Source organism: Microbulbifer maximicatervae (SeqCode), from assembly GCF_052466985.1.
The window spans coordinates 4,639,470-4,653,379 of the sequence record NZ_CP174298.1; the positions used below are offsets into that span (position 1 = coordinate 4,639,470).

11 protein-coding genes are annotated in these 13,910 nt (G+C 46.8%); 2 read left to right on the forward strand and 9 right to left on the reverse strand.

Annotation, left to right across the window (positions count from 1 at the left end):
- Positions 1-195: 195 nt before the first annotated feature.
- From ACJJI3_RS20435 to ACJJI3_RS20455, 5 genes are all read right to left on the reverse strand, one after another.
- Entirely contained in the window at positions 196-888 is a 693-nt protein-coding gene (locus ACJJI3_RS20435) for a pirin family protein (protein WP_444940758.1), read from the reverse strand.
- A 109-nt stretch (positions 889-997) separates the two neighbouring features.
- Positions 998-1,900 (reverse strand): LysR family transcriptional regulator, encoded by a 903-nt coding sequence (locus ACJJI3_RS20440; RefSeq protein ID WP_444940759.1) that lies wholly within the window; start codon positions 1,898-1,900, stop codon positions 998-1,000.
- Positions 1,901-2,001: 101 nt separating this feature from the next.
- Positions 2,002-2,973 (reverse strand): glutathione S-transferase family protein, encoded by a 972-nt coding sequence (locus ACJJI3_RS20445; RefSeq protein ID WP_444940760.1) that lies wholly within the window; start codon positions 2,971-2,973, stop codon positions 2,002-2,004.
- Positions 2,974-3,012: 39 nt separating this feature from the next.
- The gene (locus ACJJI3_RS20450; RefSeq protein ID WP_444940761.1) at positions 3,013-3,447 is read right to left on the reverse strand and encodes a DoxX family protein; all 435 of its coding nucleotides are present in this window, start codon (positions 3,445-3,447) and stop codon (positions 3,013-3,015) included.
- A gap of 172 nt (positions 3,448-3,619) precedes the next feature.
- Complete coding sequence (locus ACJJI3_RS20455; RefSeq protein ID WP_444940762.1) at positions 3,620-4,357, reverse strand: OmpW/AlkL family protein; 738 nt, start codon at positions 4,355-4,357, stop codon at positions 3,620-3,622.
- Between the two features lie 396 nt (positions 4,358-4,753).
- On the opposite strand from ACJJI3_RS20455, the gene ACJJI3_RS20460 reads away from it, so the two are divergent.
- Entirely contained in the window at positions 4,754-5,620 is an 867-nt protein-coding gene (locus tag ACJJI3_RS20460) for an alpha/beta hydrolase (RefSeq protein WP_444940763.1), read from the forward strand.
- 74 nt (positions 5,621-5,694) lie between these two features.
- Here ACJJI3_RS20460 and ACJJI3_RS20465 read toward each other — a convergent pair whose 3' ends face one another.
- The 4 genes from ACJJI3_RS20465 to ACJJI3_RS20480 form a co-directional block, all read right to left on the reverse strand.
- Positions 5,695-8,712, reverse strand: coding sequence for a DUF2339 domain-containing protein (locus ACJJI3_RS20465; RefSeq protein WP_444940764.1), 3,018 nt, complete (start codon positions 8,710-8,712; stop codon positions 5,695-5,697).
- 95 nt (positions 8,713-8,807) lie between these two features.
- Positions 8,808-9,380 (reverse strand): DUF4166 domain-containing protein, encoded by a 573-nt coding sequence (locus tag ACJJI3_RS20470; protein ID WP_444940765.1) that lies wholly within the window; start codon positions 9,378-9,380, stop codon positions 8,808-8,810.
- A 26-nt stretch (positions 9,381-9,406) separates the two neighbouring features.
- The gene (locus ACJJI3_RS20475; RefSeq protein ID WP_444940766.1) at positions 9,407-9,787 is read right to left on the reverse strand and encodes a DUF5329 family protein; all 381 of its coding nucleotides are present in this window, start codon (positions 9,785-9,787) and stop codon (positions 9,407-9,409) included.
- A gap of 116 nt (positions 9,788-9,903) precedes the next feature.
- Positions 9,904-10,263 carry a hypothetical protein gene (locus ACJJI3_RS20480; protein ID WP_444940767.1) on the reverse strand — a complete coding sequence of 120 codons (360 nt, stop codon included), beginning with the start codon at positions 10,261-10,263 and terminating at the stop codon, positions 9,904-9,906.
- Between the two features lie 642 nt (positions 10,264-10,905).
- On the opposite strand from ACJJI3_RS20480, the gene ACJJI3_RS20485 reads away from it, so the two are divergent.
- Positions 10,906-13,764, forward strand: a complete 2,859-nt coding sequence (locus ACJJI3_RS20485; protein ID WP_444940768.1) for an Ig-like domain-containing protein — start codon at positions 10,906-10,908, stop codon at positions 13,762-13,764.
- Positions 13,765-13,910 lie beyond the last annotated feature (146 nt).

Here is a 13,910-nt window from a genome sequence, read left to right on the forward strand (position 1 = left end):
CCTGTATACAGCAGTGATTCACTGCCAAGTTAATAGTTTAGGTGTAAACCAGAGATTGTCGCTTTTAGGGTGAGTAGTCTTGTGCTTGTGAATATGAACATGCCGGTTAGATAGAGTTTAATGCCTATTACGAGAAGCGGTATCTTAGAGCAGGTTTACAGCCCAAAAAGAATTAGTCTGTTGATAGATCACCTATTATCGAGGCAAGTCGAACCATAGTGCGATAAGATCATTTTCTGAAGCGGTTAATTCTATTTTTTCCCGATAAATTCCCAAGCCATCTCCCGCCACTAGCAGGTGGCTGCCATTGAGTTCGGCATTACCAGTGATGATATGCAGATACCCTGGTCGCTTTAGAGTATCCAATTTTAAACGTTCACCAGCGCGTAATTGGAGACGAAATAAGCTAGCATTCTGATGAATAGTTAGTGAATTATCGCGTCCATTGGGCGTTACCAATGGAGTTAATGCCCCAGTTTGAGTGATTGCCCTTTGTTCATAGCTGGGCTGAATATTTTTCCGGTTAGGTTGAATCCAGATTTGTAGGAATTTAAGGTTTTTAGTCTTTGAGTGGTTATATTCTGAATGAGTAATACCTTTACCCGCACTCATTCTTTGAATTTCACCAGCGGGAACGACAAAGTGATTGCCTTCGCTATCCCGATGCTCGATCGAGCCCTCCAGAATATAGGAAACGATTTCCATATCCCGATGTCCATGGGCGTCAAACCCGGCCCCTGCTTTTACTGTATCATCGTTGATAACGCGCAGTGCAGAAAAACCCATGTGTTTTGGGTCGTAATAGTGCCCAAATGAAAAGGTATGCTTGCTGTCTAGCCAGCCAAATCGGGCTTGACCGCGTTCTTGTGACGGTCTGAAGTAATACATAGCCAGCTCCTATTAGTGCAGTAAATAGAATATTAAGGCTATGATAGTATTTTGCGGTATAAGGGAATATTGGGTAAAAAGAAGCTTATTATTCGTATCAATAGAATACTCAGCCTTCCTCAGAGGTGGGCATATCTAAAGTGAGTAATCGAAGCTCGCCAATAAACTCCCTCGCCACGGGGCCTAATTTATCCTGGTCTTTAAAGTTCAGGTAAAAGCTGCTGGAGCGCACTCCACCATTTTTCAAGGGGAGTCGATTTAAAGTGCCATTCTCGAGTAGTGTGGAGACCATTGGCAATGGCAGCCAGGCGAACCCCATTCCCTGTACAATTAAATCCACGGATGCCCGTAGACTGCCCACTTTCCAGCGTTGCTCTGCCCCCAGCCAGCCGGAATCCCTATTGGTCTGCAGTGCGGAGTCCCGCACAATAATCTGGCGATAGGACTTCAAGTCTTCATAGCTCAGCTCGTATCCCAGCTGATGTAGTGGATGGTTCTTATGGGCTACAGCCACAAATTCGATGCGACAAATCTCATCGTTGAGGGCATTCTTCATGCGGAAGGCGGAAAGTCCCAGATCTACCAGCCCCTCCTGGATCAACTCATTAGTGCCGGATAGTACTGTATCAACGATATCAATATTCACTTGTGGATAAATTGCGGAAACTCTCTCCAGAGCCTGAAAAACGACACTTTGGGGAAAGGCGCCATCTACGGCAATGCGCAGCTCGGATTCCACTCCCTGGTTAAGGGATCCGGCAATATCCTCAATACGTGAGACTTCATCCAGTAGGTATTGGCCCCGGCGTAGCATTAAATTACCGGCTTCAGTAATTACTACTTTTCTACCCGAGACTTCAAACAATTTTACGCCGAGAGCAGCTTCCAGATTGCTAACTGCATTGTGAATACTGGACTGGCTTTTGTGAACGTGGGAAGAGGCCTGATTAAAGCCGCCGGCATCTGCGACAGCTTTAAACATTCGCCACTGTTCCAGAGTGGTTTTTTGCATCTGGGTACTCTTTGAAGGCTGCGAAGGGCTGTTCCAAGGTTTAAGGAGCCTGGGGCAGCCCTGAATATCCTGACTGGCCCAGGCTGGATAGGCAAGGGTTTTTAGCTGCGGTTGTGAGAGCTGTTGTAATCGATTTCCGGCCCTACAGGTACAACCTGGGTTGGGTTGATCGATGTATGGCTAAAGTAGTAATGACGTTTAATATGGTGGAAATTTACTGTTTCAGCAACTTTCGGCCACTGGTATAGCTCGCGTACATAGTTACGCAGATTAGGAAAGTCCTCCAGTCTCTGGCGGTTGCACTTGAAGTGTCCATGATAGACAGCATCAAAGCGAATAAGGGTAGTGAACAGTCGCCAATCTGCCTCGGTAATTTCTGTTCCGACCAGAAAGCGCTGTTCCCCTAAAATTTTCTCAACCTGGTCTAAAGCAGAGAATAAATTATAGTAAGCACTCTCGTAGGCTTCCTGGGTTGTGGCAAAGCCGCAGCGATAAACTCCGTTGTTTATATTCTCATAGACCAGTTGATTAATGGTATCTATATCCTGCTGCTTCTCTTCGGGGAAAAAGTCCTGTGTATCGCCGGTAATGGTATTAAACGCTCTGTTGAACATGCGGATAATTTCAGAGGACTCATTGCTAACGATACAGTTTTTTTGTTTATCCCAGAGTACTGGTACCGTCACCCGGCCCGAGTAGTCAGACTTGTTACGAGTGTATACTTGGTGCATAAACTGACAGCTAAACAGAGTGTCCCCGCTGCTACCTTCGTCGACGTTAAAGCTCCATCCCTGATCGAGCATATCGGGGCTTACTACCGAAACATCGATATGCTCTTCCAGTTTCTTCAGCTTGCGGAAAATAAGGGTGCGATGGGCCCAAGGGCAAGCCAGTGAAACATATAGGTGATAGCGGCCAGACTCCGCCTTAAAGCCGCTGTCACCACTGGGACCTGAACTGCCATCAGCAGTCACCCAATTGCGCAGTTGCGCCGCTTCGCGCTTGAAGCTCCCACCAGAATTCTCGGTGTCGTACCACTGGTCGTGCCACTGGCCATTGACTAACAGTCCCATTTTTTACTCCACAATCGGTATTTTCTGGTCCAGAGGAATTTATTGCTTGGTGCTTTTGCGGTGATCCAAGCTGAAACGCCCGGCGCCATGGGCTGCCACTACCAAAAAGCCGCCGGCAATCGCCAGGTTTTTGAAAAACATCAAAAACTGCATCTGATCGCCCAGATTGTTATGGAACAAGGCGGCAGTAACTAAGCTAAAGCCAGCAAACGCCAATGCGGTCAGGCGAACCTGGAAGCCGGCGACTAGTGCGAGCGCACCACCTATTTCAAATAGAATAACAAGCGGCAGCAGAAATTCTGGCAGACCGCCATAGGTTAGGTACTGTGCACTGCCCTCATAATTTTGGATCTTGTTCATTCCCGCCAACAGGAAGATCGCCGCCAAGCTGATACGGCCAGCCAAGTCAGCACTTGCGGAAAACAGGGAGCTGCCGTCGATATTGGCGCTTGTGGATAAAGTGGATGTGCTCATGGTATCGCTCCTAAAACTGTGAATTTTGCGCTACTCAGTAGTCGCTGCTGTGAGTAAGAGGCAGTTTACAGAGGATCGATAGAATGAAAATTGGTTAAATTCGACCAAACCATTCGAAAAAATAGAATGGTTGCTGAGCCTATCTTATCATTAGGTGCAATAGGGCCTTAGTTCAGAAATGATAACCGATGCCCACCGAGTAAACCCAAGGGTCGATATCCACATCGACATTGATGCGGTCGTAGTCGTTATCTTCTGTGCGGAAGCGAATTTTTGCCTTGGTATCGATACTTAAGTACCAGATAGCCGCATTAAACAGCCAGTTGCTCTCTCGTCCAAAGGCAATATCTACGCCCACTTCACCTGCCAGGCCCCAGGAATTGCTCAGGCTCAGGGATGCTCTTGAGTCTGCACCCAGGGCCGTATCGAAGTAGTTTTGTGCCGTGCGGCTGATATCTTCATCGAAGAAATGGGTGTAGTTAATTCCCACACCAATATAGGGCTGCACCCAGGACTCGGTGCATACCGGATACCATTGTAAGCTGAGGGTTGGGGGAAGGTGCTTGATGTCCCCCAGGGATACCCGACCCAGTGGATCACCGGTATCCGGGTCCGGTAAACCGCGCACATCAAGATCGTGCCGGAAAGGTACAGCTGCCAGTAATTCCAGTCCCCAATGGTCTGCAAATAACCAGGTACCAGTGATGCTAGCGGAGTAGCCTGTATCCACGTAGACCCGGGTGTAGTCCAAGGGGGTGCCATTTAGGTGAAGTCTGCCAGAGTCGTCGTTTGGATCGACCGCAGCAGCGCCAACGCGAACGATAAAATCTCCCTTTTTATAGTCCGCAACCGACTGACCGGTAAGCAATAGTACCGTGCAAAAAACTAATGTCAGATTGATTCTTTTCATGCCCAACTTTCCAGAAGTACGACTGAAAATATGTAGGAGGGTTGATAGCAACAGGCATACTGTAATCTATCGCTAGATTATTAGTGTAGATGTCTTGGAGGTCTGGGTTTATAGATAGCAAGAGCTGAGGCGCAGTAATTTATTGGTATAACTTAGTAAGCTTCTGCTGGGAATAAATTCCTATTTTCTGAGAAAGATTGCCCAGAAAATGGTTTGGTTTCCTATTGCGGGGATAATTGTAGAATCGGTTAATTTATTGAGTGAAATTGCCCTGTATTATTTTGTGTTTTTACGTTGATATGTATTTAGCGATTCCTGATCAGTGTATTTTGCTTGATGTGCAGTAAAACTCACTATCAATGATCATATAAGACATCAGGCTAGAGATTTAATAACATGCTTAAGATAATACAGGGAGCAATGCAGCTCACAGGGCGACTATCCCCAAAGTTATCGGCAAATATTGCAATGTATCTGTCTTCACGACCCAGACGCTATTCTGACTCCGAGCGTGAGAGGTCGCAGCTGGCCCAAGCCAAGAAGGTTACCTACCGGGGTGCTTTAGGCACAGAAAACACAGCCTGGTCCTGGGGTGAGGGCCCTGTAGTGATTCTATGCCACGGCTGGGAGGCCAAAGCCGCAAAAATGGCAACCCTGGCAATGGCAATTGCCGATCAGGGTTTCCAAGCGGTAGCCATCGATGCTACCGCTCATGGCCACTCTGAGGGCAAGGTTTGTAATTTCGATATTATGGCGAAAGATATCTGCTCTCTAGCCAGCCAGTTTTCGGAAATATTTGCCATCGTCGGTCACTCGATGGGCGGAATGATGACAATGCGTGCTCGGGAGTTTGGACTTAAAGCCCAGTGCTACGCAATACTTGGCTCACCGAGTGCTCCCTTGCCCATTATAGAAATTATGAAAAAAATGCTGAAGGTGAGCCCTGGAACAGCAGAGTTATGCCAAGACAAGATTGCCAGTCAAATAGGATATTCTTGGCAGGAGTTGTTGCAGTGTAAAATGTATACACCGGAAAAGACCCCGCTTCTGATGATTTACGATACCGAAGACGATGAAGTGCCGATTTTTCATGGAGAGAGAATTCATAAAACCTGGCCCGCAGCGGAGATGATCAAAATTAGCGGCGTCGGGCATCGGAAAATAGTTTGGGATGTTGAAGTGATAGAGCTTGTAAATAATTTCCTTCAGCAGCAGAAGAGTAAAAAAATAGTAGTCAAAGGTACTTTAAATAAAATAGCGTGAATACTGATAAAGTCTACATCTTATAAAAATGGGCCTAAACGGCCCATTTTTAGTTGTGTGAAAGAGAGCTACGTTTAGGATTTACTATTTTGGGCTGCCAAAAATTTTTGATATTGATAGGCCGCCCCCAGCATACACAGCCCCACTAACATACAAACGACTATTTTTTGTATTAGTGAGAAGTCCTGCATATCCCAGAGCACAATCTTCAGTGCAGCTATACCATAGATAATTAGTGACAACTTAAGTAACTTCTGGGTTTCAGGCTTTAACGTCTGGAACAGCAGTAGGGTCGCATGGACAACGAGAGCGAAAGAAACTGCCGGTAGCCACATGGCATCAAATAGCTGTGCTAATAGAGCTACGTAAACAATAATCGCGGTAACATGCACCAGCCACATATTTGCCATTCGGTGACCAGACCATACGGCTCTCGTAGGCAGGGTTTTGTGGTAAACCAGCAGGACAGCGATGCAAAGAGAGACCAGGTTATAGGCCCCAATCCACTCGGCATTGTGCGATTTCACAATCACAGCTGCGACTTGAATCAGCGTGATTGATTCAAAAATACCCAGTGTCAGCATGTAGAAGGGCGTAAGCTGGTTGCGTAAAGGTGCCAGTCTGGGCCTGCTGAAAAAGAGGCTTCCAAAATACAGCTGGGTGAGTAGTAATGACAGCACAAAGTCATGAGTTAAAGTGTAACTGACAGCTATCAGCACTGCCGCAAAATAGTAGAAGGCCATCGGGAATACAGGCTTCAGCGCCCAGTGAATAGCATGCTGCCACTCCCTACCTGCGGGGTATCGCTTTAAGCCTTGGCCAAGCCATATGAGCCCTATGAAGCTGGCGACTCCCAGTATTAGCCCCTCCATCGCCTTGCCCTGCCAGCCGACAAACTCTTGTAGGAGACAACCGCCGATAGTGATAAGGCTTGCAGCAGAAATCAAAATGCGAACTTCTTGTTTTAGATGTTCCATCCGCAGCCATGTGTAGAGGAATAGGGCAATACCACACGAGAACCACATAGCAACAGTGAAGTAGTCACTGGCTTTATACAGTATGGTAGGTAAGGCAATAATGGGCAGTAAAGCGTAAAAGAGTTTACGCAGTGCCAATGCCAGCTTCTGCCCTGGTGATTGTATTTTCAGCTGGTGATAAAGCTCCGCAAGCAACCAAAGTCCCAGGAAAGCTTCAATACTGGCGATTTTTCCGTAGGGGATTTGATCGTAGAAATGAAGGTTGCCTACAACCGATGCACTGGCTAACAGTGGGACAAACAACAGAAGGTAATGCCAGAGACCGAGCCACTCGCTAAATGCTGAATTCATGCGCTGGCTACGCCAGATCAGGAAAGTCATTGGCAGTGGTGCCAGCAACCACATCCCTTGCGGCCAGATAATACCCACCGATAGCAGGAAGCTCGCAGATAAAAGCAGTCCGAAAGTATTATCTGCGATATAAGTGAAACGTTGTTCTGCGGGAGTGATTTTACCGGCACTACGGCGTAATAGCTGGGTGAGCGCAAAGGCCCCAGCACTGAGGGTCAGCCAGTTAGTCCAGCCTGCACTCACCTCTAAGGATAATAGTAGTGGAGCAGGAACCAAGCTCTCAGCCACCCATACGAGAGCTTGCAAGAATAAGGTTACGCCGGCGAGGGCTAGAGCGATATAGCCCTCAGTTCGCACACTGACAAAACCAAAATGTATTCCAAGGTAAATCAGCAGGAGGCCCTCCAGGCACCACACAATGCCCAAAAATTCAGGGCTGCAAAGTGCCAGAATAGCCAGGCCTGTTAACAAGCCCCCATGGAGTAAAGCCATTGCGAGGATACTGCGGGCCGAGGCACTATTAACATCGTAGCCGAACAGGTGGCGTGAGTAGATGGCGAGCGCGGCCCAGGGTATTAGGTTGAGTAACCAAACCACACCTAGTGCATTAGCAGTGGGTGCTAGAGACCAGCTAATATGAATAAATAGCACCAGGTTTGCTACCAGCAAACCGAGGCGCCTCCTATCCATTTCCTTGCCACTAAGCCCACCCAGTATGTAATGGGCAAACCCGTAGAAGAAACCATGCAGTATCAGTAACAGACCCCAGTTTGAGCTAGACTCGCCCAAGTTTGCGACTGAAAACTCGAACATCCCTGCGCTGAGCACCATGGTGACCACTGCCAGCTGAGGCCATTGAATCAACTTGGACAAACGCAGCATTGCGAGCGCGAGTACCAACAAGTAGCTGAGATAAATAACTGCGGATGGATCAAAATGATTGGCCACCAAGGGCATCGTGGCTCCACCCAGCAGAGTCACCATGGAAACAACCCGGGTCTCGAATAGTAGGGCGAGTAAATAAGCAACTCCGGTAGTTACTACAAGCAGCCCTACGCCGATGGGAATCGGAACCAACTGATAGTAAGGCCCAGCAAAGTAACCACATAAGTAAAGCAGTATGACCCCGAGAGCGATCAGTCCTGAGCCGTAGTCCGCCATGTTGGGCATGCGCCGCCTGAACATTACCCCACCAGTAGTAGTAGTCGCTGCTACCAGGAAGCCCAAAGTCACTTTACCTACAGGCCCCAAATAGGCATTGAAGGAAAACTGCAGCAGGTAAGCAAAGCCAAACACCAGCGCCAGGATACCGGCAGCGGTCATAAAGAAGACAGGAGCCTTCCCTTGGCTTTGGTAGTGCCGGTAGAAACTCATCAGGGAGCCCCATACTCGGCTAATGGGTTCCAGAGCAGGTTCCAATAGGCTCGGTAGCTCTTCAGATAGCCATTTGGCCTGTCTACTTGGCTTCTCGGTTCTGTTAGGAGCAGCGGCAATAGTACTTGCTGGCTGGGTTGGAGTTTCAGGAGGAGGGGGAGTAGGTTGCTCTATCGACGGGGATCTGGAGGGATGAGTACCCATCAATTGGGATTGCTCATCTTCTGGCTCATCCACTGTCGGGAGCTGGCTTGCCAACTGATCCATTGTATCTTGCTGCATTTGCGCTTCTAGAGCCGATAACCGCTGTTCGAATATCTCAATACGGCGGCGATTGTCTCGCTCCAGCAGGGCCAGTTCCGCGCGAAGTGACTGCAGTTCACTTTCCATATATCTTTCACTATTGTTTTTAGTGAGAGTATCTCTCGTTACGCTCGGCTACAAGTATATGTAATCAAGGTTTTTGAAAGACCTTTTACCAGAGGTTAATCGCACAACGATCTAGTTTCAGTGAGTTGTTCACGTAATATGCCCGAATAGCCAAATGAGAACCCCAGAATGGGTAATGAAATCGATACCTCAAAGTGATACTGATTGTTAATGATTGATTTGCCTGCGCAGATACTGGGTCTCAAGGCCGAGGGAATTGGGATATGAAGAATAGAAACTGACAGGGGAACCCAAAACCAGTTTCCTTCCTCTATGGAAACGCCAAGACGGATATTAGTTATCCCTGTTTTCTCAAGCCAATAACCAGCTTCTCCTCTTGTCCCTATAGGTACAAATTCCGAGATCATCGGATGGCTATTTGAGAAGGTACGAGACCAGATTAATTTATCCGGAGTGTGCTGGATGTTTACTGAAAAAGGAGAAGCATTGGTGTTTTTCGGGACACCCAGCTTTCCTGCAATTCGTTTGCCTATAATTCCAGCTAATCCAGAACCAAACTGAACTTTAACTTCTCCAGAGAGCATTGCCCCTGTTGTATGTAGGCGTTGCAGTGGCGGGTTTAGCTTGCTGAAGTCGGAGCCAAACCAATTGGTGACAGCATTTACCATGCTATTTTGATTGCATTGCTAGTTTCTCAATTAGCATTGGATCTTAGCTGTGTCGTTTCACGGTAGCGTGCTAATTCGTTCAGAAGCCACCTTTGGGATTCTTCTTTAGGCTTATCGGCACACTGAATATGGTAGGGCTTACCACTAAAGGTGCTCTTGGCCGCACTTAGCCTAATAAAATCCTCCGCGCTATCAATTTTGTTGGAGAAATACTTATATTTCTTCTCCATATGCTCCACTGCTTCCTGGCTGGTGTGCTCACTATCGTTGCGGATAAAGGTACACTCTGAAGCAGAGACAAACTCCATTAGGTGGTTTATTTCGTTGATAGGAGTATCTGCCTGAGCCAGGATGGAGGACGTACTTAGTGAGATAATAGTAAGTAAAGTTGAGAGACTTTTAATCATTTTCCCATTACTTGGCTGTGGAGCATCAGGGGAGTTCATTAGTGGGCCGAGAACTGGCATAGGGTCAAGAGGGGCTCTATACCAGAACTATATATCAAAGTCAGCAGCTCGGTGCTTTAAGCGTTCTTAGTGACTACCACTTTTGCAGCGCACTGTACGCTCTTGCTACCTTCCTCTCCAATAACTTCAGAAGATTCAGTCAAAATTTGTGAGACGGTAAGTTCAGAGGCAGAAATCACCTCCATCATTTCCTTCTTACAGTTGGTGATGTTGATTGCATTAGAAAGAGCTGGGTCATAGCTGATTTTATGAGAAAAGTCTCTTTCTTCTTCACCATTACGGCTTCGCTTGATGCTTTGGAACGCCTCTTTACCTGCATCTACAGTGTCCCCGATAACGTTACCAGGCTGTACCTCGAGCGTCATACAGGAAGTGGTGGCCAAGGCTATTGCAATAATGGTTAAGAATTTGTTCATTTCTTGTTTAGGCTCTGGAAATTGTAGTGTTTAACCCTTAATAGAACGGTAAGCCTACCGTTCAGAAGTCTAGAGGATCATTCTACATGAGTGGCCGTATAGAGTCGTAACAGAGCTCGAATTGTAGTTAATAATCGGGTAAGGCTGATTGCATATTGTTCAATTTGGTTGATAAAAATACATGTAAGATAGAGCTTCCTTGCTAGGAACTAGCTCTGGAAGTGGCTCTTAGTGGTTTTTCCATAATTAGTATTATTGAATGGTTCCTAGCTATATTGAACTTATTGTCTTCTACTCAAATTTCGACACTCGTTCGTCCTATAGAAATTTATGAGTCAAAGGGTCGCTGACCTGCGTAGGTATTCAGTTTCTAGTCTTTTCTTTAAAATTCCTGGGGAGATCAAAAAGGTTTTTTCACCCTAGTTATTAATAAAAATGATAAGAAGAAATTACTACTTATCCTCTAGGATCACTTTGTTCAAAGGTCTATACAGTGAATGCCCGGTCATTAACCTAGTTGGTACGATTTGTGTGTAAAATCTATAAATATCCTTAATTTTTCCATAATTTTCTTTGCTAAAGTTGCGCCCCATAAAAGTACAACAAAAAATTTTTGTTAAAAGTTCTTGGGGAGTTCATTTAATGGGTAGCTTTAAAAAAGTTCTGTGCTTCAGCTCTATCATTGCTATTTCCGCTTGTGGAGGTGGAGGCGGCGGTGGCAGTTCGAATGAAGGTGGTTCGGGTGGTTCGGGTGGTTCATCTAGTGGTTCAACTAATAGCGCCCCTGAGTTTGTCTCTGCAAGTGAAGTCACTACGGAGGAAAATAGTACCGGTACTTTGCTTACACTATCCGCTAGTGATGCCAATGGGGACAGCATTAGTTACAACACTATTGGCGGCGAAGACCAGTCCCGATTTCTAATAGATAACGGTAACCAGTTGCGCTTTGGTTTTGCTCCAGACTTCGAGAATCCTGCCGACGCAGATGGAGATAATATCTACCAGGTGACAATCGAGGCTAGCGATGGCAACGGAGGTCAGACGAGCCAGGAAATTGTGGTAACAGTTACTAATGTTAACGATGGCGCTCCCGAGTTTTCATCTGCAACAGAAGTTACAGTCGAAGAAGATGTAAGCGGGGTTTTTTACACCGCTATGGCTCAGGACCCAGATGGAGATGAGGTCACATTTTCATTGAGCGGCGATGCTGATACAGCATTGTTTTCTATTGATTCTGCTAGCGGTGAACTTAGCTTTAACACGGCTCCAGATTTTGAGTCTCCCGCAGATAGTGATGAAGATAACCTTTATCAGTTGTCATTAAATGTGGCAGATAGTGAAGGGTTTTCGAGTCAATTTTCGCTGCAAGTCGCTGTGACTAATCTGCCGACTCCCTCAGCTCGCATTATTTTCCCGACGGGCGGGGCTAATATGGGCGGAGAGCTTTCCAACATTGCACTCTCTACTAGGGTCTTAGATCTGGAAAGTGGTGAAAGTGCCTCCGAGCATTTGGTCAGTATTGCTATTGATGGCCAGTCACCAGCTGAGGATATCACTAGTCCGTCCGTTTGGTATCTCGATAGTCCGATTAATGAAGGTAGCGAGACATACACCCTTTCTGCTCAGTTTGTCACTGGCGAAACGATTGTAGATTCACTTTTCGTAAAGAACGAGCAGTTGATATCGATTCCAGTTAGTGTGTCCTACGATAATTTGCATGGAAACTGGTATTTTGCCGACGGGGGTAGGGACACGATATTTGAGGTCGGCACAGACGGTTCCCGTCGAGTAGTTTCAGGACCGTTGGTCGGCTCTGGTCCGGTTTTAAATCCCATCGATATGGAGAAAAATTTTCCAGAAGTACGTACCGACCCTGCCGATGATTTTTTTGTCGTGCTGAATTACGACGGCAGCATCTACTCGGTACAACGCGACACCGGTGATCGCACACAATTGACCACCTGGCCTCAGCCAATTCCAGAGATTTCCACAGGCTTCAAAAGGCTGACTCTAACAAGCTCTGGAGGTGAAGCTTACGCAGCAAGAACAGTTGAAACTTTTGGAAGTATTGATACTTATGGTGAGATTATTAAATTTGACTTGTCGAGTGGTGATCACTCTGTAATATCCAGCTCCAGTTCAGCATCCCCGGTGGGTACTGGGCCAAATATGCTATCTTCGTTTGGTATCGCATTAGATGAGGCGAATGGACAGCTATATGTGGGTGATCTTGTTTCTGGCTCTATTTTCAGGGTAAACATTGCCAGTGGCGATAGAACAATTATAAGCGGCGATAGTGTTGGCAGTGGTGAATCTGCATTTCCTTCAGATTTGATCGTCGATCTTGACAGTGATCAAATTTATGTCACTGGTGGCGAAAATGTTCTGCAAGTGGACATAGAAACTGGCAATCGATCAGTTGTAACCAGTGGAACTAAGGGCGAAGGGTTACAGCTAGATTACGCAGCAGCAATTGGCCGGGGTGCTGATAGCGATCACCTAGTGGTGTCTGGAAGGGCTGTTGATCCGGTAATTATGTCCGTCGAGATCAGTACAGGCGATAGATCTATAGTTTCCTCCAACAAAGTTGGTATGGGGCCCAGTTACAAATGGCACGATGTAAATTATATCCTCTCGACAGATCAGCTACTGGTGATATCTGAAGGCGGTGGTTCAGCTCCGGGAGAAGGTGGCAGCGTAGCCGCAGAAATTGATTTGCAGAATGGCAACCGTGCGATTGTATATCACTTTGCCCCTAATGATTCTCCTCGCATAGTAGCGTCCACAATTGTCCCCGGCGAGTCAGATGGTCATGCCTATATATTTGATGAGTACTCAGATCGACTGCTCAAGATTGATCTAGTCAACAAAGGGAGTGAGGTAATTTCTGCGGCTGACATTGGTGAGGGCCCAGAATTCTACGGTCTCGTAGCGGCTATGGAGCTTGATGCCACCAACAATCGTATGATTTTGTTGCAGCGCTCTGGTCTGATGAGTGTCGACCTTGAAAATGGCGACAGAGAAATTATCTTCGATAATCATACGGGTTCAGCTCCTTACTTTGATTCTGTCGATGGCTTAGCACTGGATCTCGCTAATAATCGTGCGCTCGTCAGCGACTCTGGAAAAGGTGGCATCTGGCAAGTAGATCTGACTACTGGTGACAGGAGAGCTTTTGCCTCGTCAGTGCATGGCGGCAGTAATACACAGGTCCCTACTGACGTTGTCTTGGACACAATTGGCAATCAGCTTCTGGTGGGCACCGAAAGCGGAAATCTGGTAGCCATTGATCTAGACAGCTTTTCACAATCAACCCTGACTAGTGGTAGGAACTGCGATACTGATTGCCGTGGTGGCGGTATTGCGGTGTCGAGCCTAGACTCCCTTGCTGTTGACGCAGAAGGCCGTCGACTCTTTGCCTATGACAATGGAATGTTTGGTATTAAAGGAGTCGTAGTTATCGACTTGCGTTCTGGTCAACGTGCGTTGGCTTCCAAATAATATCCAGACGGGTCCCGAATAAAAGGGGCCCGATTTTTCTACTCAGAATTGTAAGACCTCTATATCGGACGTTGGATTTACAAGACGATTCTGGATCGGTATTGGAGGCCTTGCTTAAATGGCAAGTCCTTTAAAAAACTGCAATA